Here is a 17,173-nt window from a genome sequence, read left to right as displayed (position 1 = left end):
AGGGCGCCACGAGGGTGTCCTCAGCGGTGCGGTGACTCTCCGCTTCCCCCCGGGCCACACCGGGAAACGCGTTAATTCTGCGGATTCCCGATGATCCAACACGCATTGTGCCTTTCGGAGAAGAAAGCGGTTGATCCCCAGTTCTAGGTGAGGACCGGGAAGCCGTCAAGAATTTGTCAGGACATCAGGACGATCCATCGGGCAGTACGCGACGTCCACCGGACGGCGTATCCACAGGTGGGAGGCGTCGTCGTGGGGCTGCTCAGCGGCGCGCGGCACGCACCGGGAGGCGGATCGCGAGACGGCCCGGCCGATTTCCACGAGGGCCCGGATCGCGGCCGCCGACCTCGGTGGCACCGGCGACCGGGTTCCCGCGAGGGCACGGATCACGGGGCGACTCAGCGGCGCAGGGCGTCCTCGAGGGCACCGACCATCGCGTCGGCGCGGTGGACGGGCAGCCGGGCGAAGCCCATCACCAGTGCGGGCGGACCCGGGGCGTATCGCATCGGCCCCACCGGCTCGGCCGCCAGCCCGCACTCCTGGGCCGTCCCCGCCACCGCCACCTCGTCCCAGTCATGCGGCAGCTCGGCGAGCAGGTGGAGCCCGGCGGAGACACCCCACACGGTGATCTCGGGAAGATGCTCGCCGAGGGCGAGCGTGAAGGCGTCGCGGCGGGCGCGGTACTCCCGGCGCATCCTTCTCAGGTGCCGGTCGTAGTCGCCGGTCGTGATGAAGTCGGCCAGGACGTACTGCTCCAGGACGGGTGATCCCAGGTCCAGCTCGCCGCGGGCCAGCCGCAGCGATCCGGCGATCTCGGGCGGGGCCGCCACCCAGCCCAGGCGGAGGCCGGGGGCGAGGGACTTGCTGACGCTCCCGATCAGGATCACCCGGTCGGCCGCCAGCCCCTGCAGGCAGCCCACCGGGTCGCGGTCGAAGCGGAACTCCGCGTCGTAGTCGTCCTCCAGGATCGCCGCGCCGGTCGCTACGGCCCACTCGATCAGCTCGGCGCGGCGGCGGGGCGAGAGCACGACCCCCGTCGGGTACTGGTGCGCGGGCGTGAGCAGCACCGCCCGCGCCCCGGTCGCGGCCAGCGCCCCGACATCGACGCCCTCGCCGTCCACGGGGACGGCGACCAGGTCGGCGCCGGCGGCGTGCAGCAGAGGGAGCTGACGCGCCCCCGCCGGATCCTCGACCGCGAGCCGAATCCGGCCGAGGGGCGGCACGGGGTTCGCGGCCCGCCGGACGAACCAGCCGAGATCGTGGGGGGACCCGGCTCGGGGGAGCCTGCCCGCGAGCGCCTGGACGGTGAGGCTCATCCCCTGGGCCACCCCGCCCACGATCACCAGGTTGTCCGGGCTCACGTCGGCCGCCCTCACCCTCCCGAGATAGGCGGCCAGCTCCTCGCGCAGCGCCGGGACACCGCCGAGGTCGCCGTAGTTGAGGGCCTCCGCGGGCAGCGTGGCGAGCGTCCTCCTCATCGAGGCCAGCCACCGCTGTCTGGGGAACGCCCCCAGGTCGGGTGCGGTGGAACGGCGCCCCCGGTACGGCCCGCGACCGCTCTCCTCCCCGCGACCGCTCTCCTGCGCGCGGGGGGTGCGTGCCTTCGCGCGCGGCCGGCCCGGCGGCGTCGGGGAAGGACCGTCGAAGGGCGCGGGACGGCTCGCGGCGGGTGCCACGGTGGTTCCCGCCCCGATCCTGGAGATCAGGAAACCCTCGGCGACGAGCTGCTCGTACGCCTCGACCACCACGCCGCGAGAGAGTCCGAGATCCCGCGCCAGCTCGCGGCTGGCGGGCAGCCTCGCCCCGGCCGCCAGCCGCCCGCGCCGCACCGCCTCGCGGAGTTCGCGGGCGATCTGGGCGGCGACACCGCCCGCCGCCCGGTCGACGACGATGTGCAGGTCGGCCAATTGGTCCTCTGTTTCACCGCTGGATTGGACCCGACAGGGGTGCCATTGGCTTCCTAGCATTTCGCACATGAACGTGGATGTCAGCACCGCCGCCCGGCGGGGATGGCGCGGCCCGGTCGAGGCCGCGACGGCGATGTTCCTGGTGGGCACCCTGGCGGGGGTCTCAGGGGTGATCGGGGAGTACCCCGTCCACGGCGGCCAGGCCCTGCGCTACCTGCTCGCGGCCGTGATCCTGCTCGCCGTCGCCCGGCTCGCGGGGCTGCGGTTCGTCCGCCTCACCCCCCGTGAGACGGCGCTGCTCGCGGCGCTCTCCCTCACCGGTTTGGTGATCTTCAATGTGTGCGTGATCGAGGCCACCCGGCACGGCGGTCCGGCTCTGGTCGGGACCGTCCTCGGAACCGTACCGCTCGCGCTCGCCCTGCTCGGCGGACGCCCCTCGCCCCGGCTCGTCGGGGCGGCGGCGGTGGTCGTCGCCGGGGCGACGGTGGCGACCGGACTCGGCAGCGGCGACCTGACCGGGCTGCTCTGGTCGCTGGGCGCGCTGGGCTGCGAGGTCTGCTTCTCCCTGCTCGCCATCCCGCTGCTGCCGAAGCTGGGAGCGGTGCGCGTCTCGGCGTACTCGGTGACGCTGGCCGTGCCGATGCTGGTGGTCACCGGGCTGCTCGTGGACGGCGCCGCGATGATCCGCGTGCCGACGGCGCCCGAACTCGCGGGTCTGGGCTACCAGTCGCTGATCGTGACGAGCGTGGCGTTCTTCCTCTGGTACGACGCCCTGCCCCGGCTCGGCCCGGCGACCGCGGGACTGTTCGCCGGGCTGATCCCGGTCGGCGCCATCGCCACCGGCGCGGTCCTCGGCCTCGGCGCACCCTCGGCACCCGACCTGCTCGGCGCCGCGCTCGTCGTCGCCGGCATCGTCATCGGCCTCAGCGCAGCGGGCTCACCCGCTGCGGGGGCACGTCGGCCGACCGGGACGAGGCGACCCGCTGCCGGGGAATCTCGACCTGTTGGGGCAGGCTGACCCGCCACACGGTCTCGCCGTCCCGCGGGTGCAGGGCCACCCGCTGCGAGGGCAGGCTCGCCGGCCCGGAGGCGGTGCCGGGCTTCTGCTGAGGGAGGGTGAGCGGAGGTTCCGGCCAGCTCACCGGCCACTGGGGAACACGTCCGCCGGTCTCCTTGATGCTCGTCAGTGTGATCGCGATCAGTGACACGGTGAGACCGGTCACCACGAAGAGGGCCACGATCGCCAGCATGACGGTGTTTCCGATGTTCATTGTCTGCCTCCCCGCTTCCACCGGACGCTCGGTCCGGCTCTTTCCAGCCTCCTCTTTGATTCGGACAAATAGCTATAAAAGACGCATAGGTCATCAAAATTTGCCCTAAATATGTGTTTTTCATCTCATATGTCCGCCTGGCCGTGCGCAACCCGACCGCGGAGGCCGAGCGCGAAACACGAGGCCGTACCCTCTAGGGAAAACGGCGCCCGCACGGAGGATCGACGACGATGCCCGAGTTCGACTACACCGACCTGCTTCCCCTGGGACCGGACGAGACCGAATACCGCCTGATCACCGCCGAGGGGGTACGGGTCGTCGAGGCCGCCGGACGCAGGTTCCTCGAGGTCGAGCCCGAGGCGCTGCGGCTGCTCACCGAGAACGCGATCCACGACATCTCCCACTACCTGCGGTCATCCCACCTCGCCCAGCTCCGCAAGATCATCGAGGACCCCGAGTCGAGCGGGAACGACCGCTTCGTCGCCCTCGACCTGCTGAAGAACGCCTCGATCTCGGCGGGCGGCGTGCTCCCGATGTGCCAGGACACCGGCACCGCGATCGTGATGGGCAAGCGCGGGCGCCACGTGCTCACCGACGGCGCCGACGGCGAGCACATCTCCCGCGGGGTGTACGACGCCTACACCCGCCTGAACCTGCGCTACTCCCAGATGGCCCCCCTCACCATGTGGGAGGAGAAGAACACCGGCTCCAACCTCCCCGCGCAGATCGAGCTCTACGCCGAGGACCCGGGCGGCCACCCCGACGAGTACAAGCTGCTGTTCATGGCCAAGGGCGGCGGCAGCGCCAACAAGTCCTTCATGTACCAGGAGACGAAGGCGGTGCTCAACGAGAAGCGGATGCTCCGGTTCCTGGAGGAGAAGATCCGCTCGCTCGGGACCGCCGCCTGCCCGCCGTACCACCTGGCGATCGTCGTCGGCGGCACGTCCGCCGAGTTCGCCCTGAAGACCGCCAAGTACGCCAGCGCCCGCTACCTGGACTCCATCCCCACCTCCGGCTCCCCCTCGGGTCACGGCTTCCGCGACACCGACCTTGAGGCCAAGGTCTTCGAGCTCACCCAGAAGCTCGGCATCGGCGCACAGTTCGGCGGCAAGTACTTCTGCCACGACGTCCGCGTCATCCGCCTCCCCCGCCACGGCGCCTCCTGCCCCGTGGCCATCGCGGTCTCCTGCAGCGCCGACCGCCAGGCCCTGGCGAAGATCACCCCCGAGGGGGTCTTTCTGGAGCGGCTGGAGACCGACCCGGCGAGGTTCCTGCCGGAGACCACCGACGACCACCTCTCCGACGACGTCGTCAAGATCGACCTCAACCGCCCGATGGCGGACATCCTCGCCGAGCTGACCAGATACCCGGTCAAGACCCGCCTGTCGCTGACCGGCCCGCTCGTGGTCGCCCGCGACATCGCCCACGCCAAGATCGGCGAGCTCCTGGACGCGGGCGGCGAGATGCCCGAGTACCTCAAGAACCACGCGGTCTACTACGCCGGCCCCGCCAAGACCCCCGAGGGGTACGCCTCGGGCTCCTTCGGTCCCACCACCGCCGGGCGCATGGACTCCTACGTCGAACGCTTCCAGGCGGCGGGGGGCTCCAAGGTCATGCTCGCCAAGGGCAACCGCTCCAAGCAGGTCACCGACGCGTGCAAGGCCCACGGCGGCTTCTACCTCGGCTCCATCGGCGGCCCCGCCGCCCGCCTCGCCCAGGACTGCATCAAGAAGGTGGAGGTCCTCGAATACCCCGAGCTGGGCATGGAGGCCGTCTGGAAGATCGAGGTCGAGGACTTCCCCGCCTTCATCGTCGTGGACGACAAGGGCGAGGACTTCTTCGCCGACACGACCGGCCCCGTCCTCACCATCGGCCGCCGCTGACCGCGCCCCCTCGCGAGACGCCGAGGGTCAGGACCCGCCGTACAGGCGCCCGAGGTCGACGAGTTCGACGTCGGAGCGCCGTGCGGCGGTGTGTGCGACACCTCGGGAACGACGGCCGCAACCATCATTGGCGGGACCATCGTTCCGTCGGCCACCACTCCCGACGAGAACAACCCCCTTCACCGCAACGTGCGGTCCGACTACGGAGAGAAGCCGTCGAGTCCGGCCAATCCAACGGATGTCACTCATTGTTTCCCAACAGTTACAAGCCTGAAAATCTGACTCAAGTTGGCAAGAAGATTCGGGCCTGTCTCTACTGGTCGCATTACGCAAATCGGTAAGCTGCACCACATGCGTGCGCCGCCCGGATACCTTCTCGCAGCGCGCTACCGGTTGTCCGAACCGGTTGGGCGCGGCGGCATGGGCACTGTTTGGCGTGCACACGACGAGTTGCTCAACCGCGAGGTGGCCGTCAAAGAGGTTCGCCTTCCCGTGATCCTCGACGAGGAGCTCCGCGCCGAGCTGTGCGCCAGGACCGAGCGCGAGGGGCGCGCGACCGCGATGGTCGCCCACCCCTCCGTCATCACGGTCTTCGACGTCGTCACCGAGGACGAGCGCCCCTGGATCGTGATGGAGCTGCTCCGCGCCAGGTCGCTGGAGCAACTCCTCCAGGACCACGGCCCGCTGCCGCCCCGCCAGGTGGCGGAGATCGGCAGGCAGGTCCTGGGGGCGCTGCGCGCCGTGCACGCCAAGGGGATCCTCCACCGCGACGTGAAGCCGAGCAACGTCCTGGTGACCGACGACCGGGCCGTGCTCACCGACTTCGGCCTGGCCGCGCTCGAAGGAGACGTGTCGATCACCCAGGCGGGCATCGTGCTGGGCTCGGCCGGATACATCGCCCCCGAGCGCGTGCTGGGCGCCAAGGCCAGCCCGGCCGGCGACCTGTGGTCGCTCGGCGCGACCCTCTACACCGCCGTCGAGGGCCGGGGCCTGCACGGGCGTCGTACGGCCGCCGCCGCGCTCGCCGCGCTGACCAGCGGCGAGCCGATCCCCATGGAGCGGGCCGGACCGCTGACGCCGGTGCTGCGCGGCCTCCTCACGATCGACCCGAACGCCCGGCTCGACGCGGGACGTGCCCTGATGATGCTCGCCAGGGTGGCGGCCGGCGGGCTGGTCGAGGAGTCCTTCTCCAGGCCGTCCGCACGACCCGACGTCAGGCCTCCCGCGAGCGGGTCCGGCGGCAGGTCGTCCACGGGCGGGTCCGGTGGCAGGTCCTCCTCGGGCGGATTCAACGTCAGGTCGTCCGCGAGCGGGTCCGACGGCGCGTCGGCCCCGCCGTTCAGCCGCCGCTCCCAGCACCGCGGGATGCACCGGGTCGGCTCCGCGCCACCTCCGGCGCCGCGCCCCTCGTCGCCGGGGACGCCCCCACCGCCGTCGGGACCTCCGTCCGGGCCGACACCCCAACTCCGGGCGCACCGGCGCCCCGGTGAGGGGGTCCATCGGAAGCCGGTGGAGATTTCGCCAACCTATCGACCACTTGTCCGTTTTATGACGCCCTTTATAAGGTTGGTCCTCCCACGTCTTCTCTGGCCGAGGGAACTCCGTAAGCGCGGGTAAAGCGCTTCTCAAGGTGGAATGGCTATCTTCTTCTCATGCCGGAACAGCAGACGCGTGTGCTCGCGGACCGTTACGAGCTGATCGCGCCGCTCGGCCGAGGCACGATGGGCACCGTTTGGAAAGCCCACGACCGTTCCCTCGGCCGTGAGGTCGCGATCAAGGAGATCCGTCAGGAGCCCGGCCTCAGCGAGGCGCAACGCGCCGAGCTTCGGGAGCGGATGATCCGCGAGGGTCGTACGGCCGCCCGTATCAGCCACCCCTCGGTGGCCACCGTCCACGACGCGATCGTCGAGGACGGCAGCCCCTGGATCATCATGGAGCTCGTGCAGGCGCGCTCCCTGGAGCAGGTGATCGAGGAGGAGGGGCCCCTGCCACCTCGCCTCGTCGCCGAGATCGGGGCCGACCTGCTGGGGGCGCTCCGCGCGGCCCACGCCCAGGGGGTCCTGCACCGTGACGTCAAACCCGGCAACGTGCTCATCACCGAGAGCGGCCGGGTGGTCCTCACCGACTTCGGCATCGCGAAGGCGGAGGGCGACACGAGCCTCACCAAGACCGGCATGGTGATCGGTTCCCCCGGATACACCGCACCCGAGCGGGCCCGCGGCGAGCACACCGGGCCCGAGTCGGACCTGTGGTCCCTCGGCGCCACGCTGTACTTCGCGGTCGAAGGCCGCCCGGCCTACGAGCGGGCCTCCGTGGCGGAGACCCTGGCCGCGCTGATGAGCGAGCAGGTCGACCCGCCGACCCAGGCGGGGCCGCTCCGCCCGGTGCTCGAACAGCTGCTGGAGAAGGACCACACGGCGCGGCTGACGGCCGCCCAGGCGGGGGCGCTGCTGCGGGCGGTGGCCGACACCCCCTCGCACCTCGCGGACTCCCTGCCACCGGTCCCCGCGCCCGCCACGCCCCCTCCCGCGCCGTCCCTCTCGGCCTCCGCGGCCCCTTTCCCGGCGGACATCGGGGATGCCCCGGGCGCCGACGAGGACCCCGAGGACGACGCCGAGGAATTCGACGCCAATCGCACCGTGATGGTCATCCGCCCCAAGGACGGCCTGCGCATCCCCGGCGGCACACCGCCCGCCGCCCCGTCCCCGGCGGCCTCCGGCCGCCCGACGACCTCGCCCTACCCCGACCGTCCTCCCTTCGGAGAGCCGGGCGGTCCGGCCGCGAGACGGCAGGGCCCTCCCGGTCTCGGAACCCCCGTCGCCCGGGGACCCGGCGCCTTCGGAAGGCCGGGCGCGTTCGAGGAACCGGACGACGAGACGGCCTTCGCGGAGCCGGGGGCCGAGGCGTCGGCGACGCCGCCCCACGGGTTCCCCGTGAGCGGCAGAGCCGATCTCTCCGCCACCCCGCCACACGGCTTCCCGCCGGTCACTCCGGAGTTCGGGAGGCCCGGCACGGGAGGCCCGGGGGCGGAGGCGCCCCCTCCGCTGAGACTCGTCCCCGGCAACCCACCCCCCGACCAGCCGGGGCCGGTGCCCGCACAGCCCTGGCGTCCGCCGGGCCCCGAGGCGTCGGACGGCGCCTACCGCTCCCCCGGCCTGGGCACCGACCTGTTCGCGATCGCGGGGCAGAACGCCCAGCCCGACCCCGGGCGCCCCGGGCCGAGGAAGCCCCCGTCGGAGAAGACCCGGATCGGCGTCCTCGTCCTCATGGGCGTGGCGGCGATCGCCCTCGTGGTGATCATGATCCTCGCGGTGGCCGCCATCTTCTGAGAACCCCCTTCCGAGAACGCCCCGCGAGGGCGACCCCGTACCCGCCGTTTGATTTCCTCCTCAGGACGCAGACTGGGGTCATGAGCGAGTATCGGATCGAGCATGACTCGATGGGCGAGGTACGGGTTCCCGCGGGGGCGAAGTGGCGGGCGCAGACCCAGCGGGCGGTGGAGAACTTCCCCGTCTCGGGGCGCGGGCTGGAAATCCCGCACATCTCGGCCCTCGGCCTGATCAAGGCGCTCGCCGCCGAGGTCAACGCGGAGCTGGGGGTGATCGACAAGGAGCTGGCGGAGGCGATCGCCGAGGCCGCCACCGACGTCGCGGAGAACGAGTGGGACGGCGAGTTCCCCGTCGACGTCTTCCAGACCGGCTCCGGCACCTCCTCCAACATGAACGCCAACGAGGTGATCGCGACCCTCGCCGAGGAGCGGCTCGGCCGTCCCGTCCACCCGAACGACCACGTGAACGCCTCGCAGTCGTCCAACGACGTGTTCCCCACCTCCATCCACGTCGCCACCGCGACCGAGGTCTCGTACCACCTGATCCCCTCGCTGCGACACCTCGCCACCGCGCTGCGGGACAAGTCGCTGGAGTTCGACGGCGTGGTCAAGGCCGGGCGCACCCACCTGATGGACGCCACCCCGGTCACGCTGGGACAGGAGTTCGGCGGGTACGCCACACAGATCGACAACGCCATCGGGCGGGTGCGGAGCGCGCTCCCGCACCTCACCCAGCTGCCCCTGGGCGGTACGGCGGTCGGCACCGGCGTCAACACCCCTCCCGGCTTCGCGGCCAAGGTCATCGAGAAGCTGCGCCAGACCACCGGGCTGCCGTTCTCCGAGGCTCCCGACCACTTCGAGGCCCAAGGCGCGAGGGACGCCGTCGTCGAACTCTCCGGCCAGCTCCGCACGGTCGCGATCTCGCTCAACAAGATCGCCAACGATCTGCGCTGGATGGGCTCCGGCCCCCGGGCGGGACTGGGCGAGATCAACCTGCCCGACCTGCAGCCCGGGTCGTCGATCATGCCGGGCAAGGTCAACCCGGTCGTTCCCGAGGCGGTGACCATGGTCGCCGCCCAGGTCATCGGGAACGACGCGGCCATCGCCTTCGCCGGCGCCTCCGGCACGTTCGAGCTCAACGTGATGCTCCCGGTCATCGCGCGCAACATCCTGGAGTCCGTGCGGCTGCTCGCCAACGCCTCCCGCCTACTGGCCGACCGGTGCGTACACGGCATCACCGCCAACGTCGACCGCATGCGCGAGTACGCGGAGTCGTCGCCGTCGATCGTCACCCCGCTCAACCCGTACGTCGGGTACGAGGAGGCCGCGAAGATAGCGAAGCAGGCCCTGGCGGAGCGCAAGACCATCCGTGAGGTCGTCATCGAGCGCGGCCACGTCGCCAACGGCACCCTCACCGAGGAACGGCTCGACGAACTGCTCGACGTCCTGTCCATGACCCGGCCCCCCTCGTAGACCGCCCCCGGCCGCCGGTCACCGCCCGCGCCCAGGCCACCCCTGCGGACCGGTGACCGCTCCGGCACACGAACCGGCTCCCCCGACCGTGAACCGGCGCGACCGCGACCGGGAACGTCCGCGAACCGGCACGATCGTGAACCGGCTCCCCGGTCGGCGTCGTAGATCGGGTTTCCTGGGAGACTGGGAAACATGACCCAGATCAAGTTCTACGGCCGCAGGGACGCCTGGTCCGACCGGCGGCAGGAAATCTCCGACACCGTCCACGGCTGTCTGGTGGACGTCTGGCGGCTCCCCGAGGACAAGCGGTTCCACCGGTTCCTGCTGCTGGACGCCGAGGACATGATCTGCCCGCAGCGGAGCGAGCGGTATCTCATCGTGGAGATCGTCTGTTTCAGCGGCCGGACGGACGAGGCCAAACGCGCGCTGATCCGCGCCCTGTTCACCGCGGTCGGCGACGCCCTCGACCTCCCCGCCGAGGACCTGGAGATCGTGATCATGGAGTCCCCCAAGGTCAACTGGGGCATCCGCGGCCTCCCCGGCGACGAACTCACGCTCACCTACCCGGTCACCGTCTGAGAGCAACGCGACCGGAAGCCGTTCCCCGTACGGCCCGGAGCCACTCAGTGACCAAAGCGAGGAGATAACGGATTTACGACATCCTGGTGCGGTATCACCCCCGGGCGACAGGGTTGGAGAGTGCTGACTCCTTTGCCCCCCCACGGACGCGGTGAAGCTGCTGCTGACCACGAGTGGTGCCGTGGCCGACACCGAACGCACTCAAGCCGAGGAACTGGCCGAGGAGCTGAAGTGGTCGCAACCAGCACTCCGGCAGGCCGGCGCTTACGTCGCCCACACCCCCGGCGTGGATCTGTCCCGCTATCTTCACCTGCTGCGCGCCGTCCCCGAGCCCGGAACGCGTCAACGCTCCGATATCGACCGGGCGGTGGCCCGCGTATGGGTGCTGACGAGCGCGCGGATCGCATCCACCGATCCCCTGGCGATTCGTGTACTGCGCGTACTGGCCTGCTATGCATCCAGCGACCTGCCGCGCACTGTACTTAACGGCCTGGATGACGCCGAGGAGACCGCCCTCACAGGCGCATTGGAAGTGCTGTCCTCCTACGGCGTGATCGACCTGTCGCAGGACGGACCGGGAGTGAGCGTGCCCCCTCAGGTCCAGGCCGTCATCGTGGATGGGCTGACCGAGGACGAACATGCCGCCGACAGGGCCACCGCGGCCGCCCTGCTCGAGGCAGCGTTGCCCTCGGAGCCCGGGCATCCCTCCTCCTGGCCCGCCTACGCCCGGCTGCTGCCCCACGTCCACGCCGTCCTGCCACCCGAGTCCCCCGCCGTGTGCTCCGTCGTCGACTACCTGCACGCCAACGGTGACTACCGCACCGCCCACTCCCTGCAACAGCGGCGCCACGCCGTCATGCACGACACGCTGGGCCCCGAACACCCGGACACGGTGACCGCCCGCCTCCATCTCGCCTCATTGATCGGGGAGATAGGGGAGGTGATCGAAGCCCGGGATCGGTTCACGACACTGGTACCACTGACCGAACGAATACTCGGCCCCGAACACCTGGACACACTCGACGCCCACGCCAACCTCGCCCACTGCACGGGAGTTATGGGAGACGAGACCGAGGCCCGAGACCGGTTCACGGCGCTGATACCACTGGCCGAACGATTACGCGGCCCCGAACACCCGGACACACTGAGTTTGCAGCTGAGCCTCGCTCACTGGACGGGAGAGGCGGGGGACACGAGCGACGCCCTGAAGCGCGTCACGGCGCTGACAGCGACGATCGAGGACATCCTGGGCTCCGAACACCTCATCACGATCAACGCCCGGGCCGGCCTCGCCTACTGGACAGGCGAAGCGGGAGACGCGACCACCGCCCAAAACGGATATGCCGCACTGACACCGCTGGCCGAACAAACACTCGGCCCCCACCACCCCACCACGATCGGCATCCGGGCCTACCTCGCCCGCTGGACAGGCGAAGCAGGAGACGCGACCACCGCCCGAGACAGCCTCACACCTCTACTCCCCCTGAGCGAACAAACACTCGGCCCCCACCACCCCACCACGATCAACATCCGAGCCGGCCTCGCTCACTGGACAGGCGAAGCGGGAGACGCGACCACCGCCCAAAACGAGTACGCCGCACTGACACCGCTGGCCGAACAAACACTCGGCCCCCACCACCCCACCACGATCGGCATCCAGGCCAGTCTCGCCCAATGGACAGGTAAAGCAGGAGACGCGGCCGGCGCCCGCTACCAGTTCACGATGCTGGTATCGAAACTCAGGCGAGTGCTGGGCCCGGAAGACCCGGTCACGTTGAACACCCGCGTCCTCCTCGCCCTGTGGATGAGCGATGCGGGGGACGCGACCGGCGGGATGGATCAGCTGGCGGTGCTGGTACCGGTGATCGAACGAGTCTTGGGGTCGGAACACCCGGCCACCTTGAATGTCCGTTTCCACCTCGCCTCCCTGACCGGGGAGACAGGGAACGCGGCCGACGCCAGAGGCCAGTTCGAGGCGCTCGTGCCGGTGATCGAACGGATTCTGGGGCCGGAACACCCGGTCACCGTGAATGTCCACACTCATCTCGCTCACTGGAAAAGGTACGCAAGGCGATCGCTTCTCACGCGGTGGTTTCCGGGACGGTGACCCGCTTCCCGCCCTCCGTCACCGAGATGTCCCGAGCCGGGCGACGGGACGAGCCCGGGCAGACGGATATCCGCCACATAAACGTACGGTGGAGTGTGGGGGTGGGCGACATGGGCCAGGATTCGGGTCATTGCCTAGATTCGGCAGCATGATTGACCTAGCGGGTCGGCGAGCCGTGGTGACCGGAGCGGGCAGTGGGATCGGGCGCGCCTGCGCGCACCGGCTGGCCGCGGCCGGAGCACACGTGCTGGTGGTCGACATCGACCCCGAGGCGGCGGCGAAGGTCGCCGCGGAGATCTCGGGCACACCCGTCGTCGCGGACCTGTCGGAACCGGATTTCGTACGGGCGATCCCGCCCGGTACGGACATCGTGGTGAACAACGCCGGGTTCCAGCACGTCGCCCCGATCGAGGAGTTCCCCCCAGAGGTGTTCTCCAAGATCCTCAAAGTGATGGTGGAGGCACCCTTCCTGCTGGTCAGAGAGGTCCTGCCGGGGATGTACGAACGCGGCTGGGGCCGGATCGTCAACATCTCCTCGGTCCACGGCCTCCGCGCCTCGCCCTACAAGGTGGCGTACGTCACCGCCAAGCACGCCCTCGAAGGCCTGTCCAAGACGATCGCCCTGGAGGGCGCCCCCCACGGCGTCACCTCCAACTGTGTGAATCCCGCCTACGTCCGCACCCCCCTGGTGGAGAACCAGATCGGCGCCCAGGCCGGAACCCACGGCATCGGCAGGGACGAGGTGATCGAGCAGATCATGCTCGCCCCTGCCGCCGTCAAACGGCTGATCGAGCCCGAGGAGGTCGCCGAACTCGTCGCCTACCTCTGCGGCCCGAACGGCTCCTTCGTCACCGGCACCTCCCTCCCCATAGACGGCGGCTGGACCGCCCGCTGACCCCCGTAAAGTCGCCCCAAGGACTGGACTGAGGAGGGCCGTGAGGCCGCGCCGGCGACCTCCCCCGACGAGGGAAGGAGCCGGACAAGAGCGGCCTCACCGCGACGCGCCAGCGTCGCCAAGCAACAGGAGCGAAGCGATGAGCGACGAGGGAAGGAGCCGGACAAGAGCGCCCTCACCGCAATGCACCAGCGTCCCCAGTAGTGGGACTACCCGTGAGGCCGCGCCGGCGACTGGACTGAGGAGAGGGAGGTCGTGAGGAACGAACGATCTTCCTCGACGAGGGAAGGAGCCGGACAAGAGCGGCCTCACCGCGACGCGCCAGCGTCGCAAACAACACAGATCTTTCTCGAGCTGTTGGCCAGGGAGGCTTCGGCCGTCGAGTTCGAGGGACCCGTTCTCGCGGCGAGGTCCGACGGGATCGGCGCGGAGGCGCTGGCGGAGCTGGAGGAGGCCAAGCTCGCCGCGCTGAGGGTGCGGGCGCTGCTGAGGCGCAGGGCGAAGCGTGAGGCGGAGCTGTCGGCGCTGTTCGACACGGCGGGCGACCTCGCCGGGCTGCGGGACCTGGACGCCGTCCTGGAGGCCATCGTGCACCGGGCCAGGCAGTTGCTCGGCACGGACGCCGCCTACATGACGCTGCACGACCCCGAGCGGGGCGACACCTGGATGCGGGTGACCGACGGCTCGGTGTCGGCGAAGTTCCGGGCGCTGCGGCTCGCCATGGGCGCGGGGCTCGGCGGGCTGGTGGCCCAGACCGCCACCCCGTACTCGACCGCCGACTACTTCGCCGACGAGCGTTTCCGGCACAAGACCGACATCGACGACGCGGTGCTTGAGGAAGGGCTGGTCGCCATCCTCGGCGTGCCGCTCAAGCTGGGCGCGCGGGTGATCGGGGTGCTGTTCGCGGCCAACCGGAGCGTACGGCCCTTCACCCAGGACGAGGTCGTGCTGCTGGGCTCGCTGGCCGCGCACGCGGCGGTGGCGATCGACAACGCCCGGCTGCTGCAGGAGACCAGGCACGCCCTGGAGGAGCTCAGCGAGGCCAACCGGCAGGTGAGCGCGCACAGCCAGGCCGTGGAGCGTGCCGCGCTCGCGCACGACCGGATGACCGGCCTGGTGCTGCGCGGCGGCGGGGTCGAGGACGTGGCGGCGGTGGTGACGGAGGTGCTCGGCGGCTCGCTCGCGGTGCTCGACGACGCCGGGCGCCCGATCGCCGGGGACGCGCGCGTCCTGGAGGACGGCGCGCTGGGCAAGGACGCGATCGCGGACGCCGCGCGCTCGTCGAGGGCGCTGGGGCGCGGTGTACGGCAGGGAGATCTGCTGGTCGCGTCGGTGGACGTGGGCGCGGAGCCGCTGTGCACACTGGTGCTGCGCAACGGCGGCCAGGTGTCGGACGCCGACCAGCGCATCCTGGAGCGGGCCGCGCTGGTGACCGCGTTGCTGCTGCTGTTCAGGCGTACGGTGGCCGAGGCGGAGGGCCGGGTCAGGGGTGAGCTGCTCGACGACCTGATCTCGCGGCCCGCGCTCGACGGCCTGGCCGACCGCGCCCGGCGGGTCGGGGTGAATCTGGACCATGACCACGTGGTGGTCGTGGTGCGCCACGGCGGTGGGCGGGAGCGTGCCGCGTTCTGGGCGTCCTCCCAGGCGGCGATGCACCACGGTCTCGCCGCGCAGCGCGGCGACGAGGTGGTCCTGATGCTCCCCGGCGACCGGCCGGGGCCGCTGGCCAAACGGGTCGCGACCGAGCTGAGCGCCTCACTGGGCCATCCGGCCACGGCGGGCGCCGGAGGGCCCGTGCGCGGCACCACCGAGGTGGCCGCGGCGCACCGGGAGGCGCAGCGTTGCGCCGACGCCCTGGTGGCCCTGGGGAGGGCCGGGGAGGGTGCCGGCGCGAGGGAGCTGGGTTTCGTCGGACTGCTGGTCGGTGAGGGACGCGACATCGGGGCGTTCCTCGCCTCGGTGCTCGGCCCGGTGATCGACTACGACGCCCGCAGGGGCACCGCTCTGGTGCAGACCCTCACCGCGTACTTCGGCATGGGCGGCTCGCTGTCGCGGACGAGCGAGGCCCTGCACATCCACGTCAACACGGTCACTCAGCGCCTGGACCGGATCGGCCAGCTCCTCGGCGACGACTGGCAGAGCCCCGACAGGGCGCTGGAGGTCCAGCTCGCCCTGCGCCTGCACCGTCTCAGCGGCTGACCGGGCCGCACCGGACCGTGCCAGGCCACACCGGGCCGCGCCGACTCGCCGGGGGCCGGGCCGACTCGCGGAGGGCCGCCGCACACGTCCACATAGAGCACCTGTCGGCTATGGCGGTCGTACCCATAGGAGTGACGCCGGTCACTACGTACGGTAGCCGAAATCCCCCCAACAGCGACTTCCCCTGGTGAGTGAGATGGCAGAGAAAACCCGTACCCCCATCGGAAAGATCGTCGGTGCCAGTCTCGTCGGCACCACGATCGAGTGGTATGACTTCTTCCTGTACGGCTCGGCCGCCGCACTGGTGTTCCCGCAGTTGTTCTTCCCCGAGTCGGAGCCGCTGACGGGCACCCTGCTGGCATTCCTGACCTACGCGGTGGGCTTCGTGGCCCGCCCGCTGGGCGCGCTGGTCTTCGGGCACTTCGGCGACCGGCTCGGTCGCAAGAAGCTACTGGTGATCAGTCTGCTGCTGATGGGCGGGGCGACCTTCCTGATCGGCTGCCTGCCGACTCACGCGGCGATCGGCATGGCGGCACCGCTGCTGCTGACCTTGCTCCGGCTCGTCCAGGGCTTCGCCCTCGGTGGCGAGTGGGGTGGCGCGGTGTTGATCGTCTCCGAGCACGGCGACGCCGCGCGCCGCGGCTTCTGGGCCTCCTGGCCGCAGGCCGGCGCCCCCGGCGGCAACCTGCTCGCCACCGCCGTGCTGGCGGTGCTGGCCGCGGTCCAGACGGACGAGGCGTTCGTGAGCTGGGGTTGGCGGATCCCGTTCCTGCTGTCCGGTGTCCTGGTGCTGGTCGGCATGTGGATCCGGCTCTCCATCAGCGAGTCGCCGGTCTTCCAGCAGGCGGTCGCCAACGCCGAGCCCGCGCCGTCCCTGCCGATCGTGGACGTCTTCAGATACCACTGGCGGGACGTCCTCATCGCGATCGGCGCCCGCTTCGCGGAGAACGTCTCCTACTACGTGATCACCGCGTTCGTGCTGGTCTACGCGACGGCACAGGCGGGACTGCCGAAGCCCCTCGTGCTCAACGCGGTACTGATCGGGTCGGCCGTCCACTTCGTCTCGATCCCGATGTGGGGGGCGCTCTCCGATCGGCTCGGCCGCAGGCCGGTCTACCTGATCGGCGCCGCCGGGGTGGGTCTGTGGGCCTTCGCCTTCTTCCCGCTGATCGACACCAAGAGCTTCGCCGCGGTCACCCTGGCGGTGACCGTCGGACTGATCCTGCACGGCGCGATGTACGGCCCGCAGGCCGCGTTCTTCTCCGAACTGTTCGCGACGAGGATGCGCTACTCGGGCGTCTCGATCGGCTCGCAGCTCGCCTCGATCGTCGCGGGCGCCCTCGCCCCGCTGATCGCGGTCGCCCTGCTGGACACCTACCGGTCGGCGTTCCCGATCATGCTGTACGTGGCCGGAGCCGCCGTGCTCACCCTGATCACCGTGTATGTCTCGCGCGAGACCAGGGGACGCGACCTCGTCACCATCGGCACCCCCGACGAGGCCAAGACCACCACCCGCTGAACCGTACGGAGA

12 protein-coding genes are annotated in these 17,173 nt (G+C 70.6%); 10 read left to right on the top strand and 2 right to left on the bottom strand.

Annotation, left to right across the window (positions count from 1 at the left end; translation table 11 throughout):
* Positions 1 to 398: 398 nt before the first annotated feature.
* Entirely contained in the window at positions 399 to 1,907 is a 1,509-nt protein-coding gene (locus ACFY3D_RS21370) for a PLP-dependent aminotransferase family protein (protein WP_389981635.1), read from the bottom strand.
* Positions 1,908 to 1,974: 67 nt separating this feature from the next.
* Between ACFY3D_RS21370 and ACFY3D_RS21365 the strand changes: the two genes are divergently transcribed.
* Positions 1,975 to 2,925 (top strand): DMT family transporter, encoded by a 951-nt coding sequence (locus tag ACFY3D_RS21365; RefSeq protein ID WP_389981633.1) that lies wholly within the window; start codon positions 1,975 to 1,977, stop codon positions 2,923 to 2,925.
* Here the strand turns inward: ACFY3D_RS21365 and ACFY3D_RS21360 are convergent.
* Positions 2,831 to 3,178 carry a hypothetical protein gene (locus ACFY3D_RS21360; protein WP_389981631.1) on the bottom strand — a complete coding sequence of 116 codons (348 nt, stop codon included), beginning with the start codon at positions 3,176 to 3,178 and terminating at the stop codon, positions 2,831 to 2,833. The genes ACFY3D_RS21365 and ACFY3D_RS21360 overlap by 95 nt on opposite strands.
* A 230-nt stretch (positions 3,179 to 3,408) precedes the next feature.
* On the opposite strand from ACFY3D_RS21360, the gene ACFY3D_RS21355 reads away from it, so the two are divergent.
* From ACFY3D_RS21355 to ACFY3D_RS21315, 9 genes are all read left to right on the top strand, one after another.
* Positions 3,409 to 5,061 carry a fumarate hydratase gene (locus ACFY3D_RS21355; protein ID WP_389981629.1) on the top strand — a complete coding sequence of 551 codons (1,653 nt, stop codon included), beginning with the start codon at positions 3,409 to 3,411 and terminating at the stop codon, positions 5,059 to 5,061.
* 351 nt (positions 5,062 to 5,412) lie between these two features.
* Entirely contained in the window at positions 5,413 to 6,678 is a 1,266-nt protein-coding gene (locus ACFY3D_RS21350) for a serine/threonine-protein kinase (RefSeq protein WP_350947978.1), read from the top strand.
* A gap of 35 nt (positions 6,679 to 6,713) precedes the next feature.
* A complete protein-coding gene (locus ACFY3D_RS21345; protein ID WP_389981627.1) occupies positions 6,714 to 8,390 on the top strand; it encodes a protein kinase in 1,677 nt (558 codons plus the stop codon).
* Between the two features lie 80 nt (positions 8,391 to 8,470).
* On the top strand, positions 8,471 to 9,862 hold the full coding sequence (locus ACFY3D_RS21340; RefSeq protein ID WP_350947980.1) for a class II fumarate hydratase: 1,392 nt from the start codon (positions 8,471 to 8,473) through the stop codon (positions 9,860 to 9,862).
* A 192-nt stretch (positions 9,863 to 10,054) separates the two neighbouring features.
* Positions 10,055 to 10,441: a tautomerase family protein gene (locus ACFY3D_RS21335; RefSeq protein ID WP_389981625.1), complete on the top strand. Its 387-nt coding sequence runs from the start codon at positions 10,055 to 10,057 to the stop codon at positions 10,439 to 10,441.
* Between the two features lie 151 nt (positions 10,442 to 10,592).
* Entirely contained in the window at positions 10,593 to 12,548 is a 1,956-nt protein-coding gene (locus ACFY3D_RS21330) for a tetratricopeptide repeat protein (protein ID WP_389981623.1), read from the top strand.
* A gap of 148 nt (positions 12,549 to 12,696) precedes the next feature.
* Entirely contained in the window at positions 12,697 to 13,443 is a 747-nt protein-coding gene (locus ACFY3D_RS21325; protein ID WP_350950285.1) for a 3-hydroxybutyrate dehydrogenase, read from the top strand.
* Positions 13,444 to 13,800: 357 nt separating this feature from the next.
* Complete coding sequence (locus tag ACFY3D_RS21320; RefSeq protein WP_389981621.1) at positions 13,801 to 15,642, top strand: helix-turn-helix domain-containing protein; 1,842 nt, start codon at positions 13,801 to 13,803, stop codon at positions 15,640 to 15,642.
* 196 nt (positions 15,643 to 15,838) lie between these two features.
* Positions 15,839 to 17,161 (top strand): MFS transporter, encoded by a 1,323-nt coding sequence (locus tag ACFY3D_RS21315; protein ID WP_389776375.1) that lies wholly within the window; start codon positions 15,839 to 15,841, stop codon positions 17,159 to 17,161.
* The last annotated feature ends 12 nt before the right edge of the window (positions 17,162 to 17,173 follow it).

The organism is Streptosporangium sp. NPDC000509, assembly GCF_042898365.1.
Classification (GTDB): Bacteria; Actinomycetota; Actinomycetes; order Streptosporangiales; family Streptosporangiaceae; genus Streptosporangium.
Note: the sequence above shows the minus strand (reverse complement) of the source record. Positions and strands in the feature narration are given on the sequence as shown.

Excerpts from the sequence above, each read along its gene's own strand:
- ACFY3D_RS21365 (WP_389981633.1), top strand. The coding sequence starts at position 1,975 with ATGAACGTGGATGTCAGCACCGCCGCCCGGCGGGGATGGCGCGGCCCG.
- ACFY3D_RS21360 (WP_389981631.1), bottom strand. The coding sequence starts at position 3,178 with ATGAACATCGGAAACACCGTCATGCTGGCGATCGTGGCCCTCTTCGTG.
- ACFY3D_RS21355 (WP_389981629.1), top strand. The coding sequence starts at position 3,409 with ATGCCCGAGTTCGACTACACCGACCTGCTTCCCCTGGGACCGGACGAG.
- ACFY3D_RS21350 (WP_350947978.1), top strand. The coding sequence starts at position 5,413 with ATGCGTGCGCCGCCCGGATACCTTCTCGCAGCGCGCTACCGGTTGTCC.
- ACFY3D_RS21345 (WP_389981627.1), top strand. The coding sequence starts at position 6,714 with ATGCCGGAACAGCAGACGCGTGTGCTCGCGGACCGTTACGAGCTGATC.
- ACFY3D_RS21340 (WP_350947980.1), top strand. The coding sequence starts at position 8,471 with ATGAGCGAGTATCGGATCGAGCATGACTCGATGGGCGAGGTACGGGTT.
- ACFY3D_RS21335 (WP_389981625.1), top strand. The coding sequence starts at position 10,055 with ATGACCCAGATCAAGTTCTACGGCCGCAGGGACGCCTGGTCCGACCGG.
- ACFY3D_RS21325 (WP_350950285.1), top strand. The coding sequence starts at position 12,697 with ATGATTGACCTAGCGGGTCGGCGAGCCGTGGTGACCGGAGCGGGCAGT.
- ACFY3D_RS21315 (WP_389776375.1), top strand. The coding sequence starts at position 15,839 with ATGGCAGAGAAAACCCGTACCCCCATCGGAAAGATCGTCGGTGCCAGT.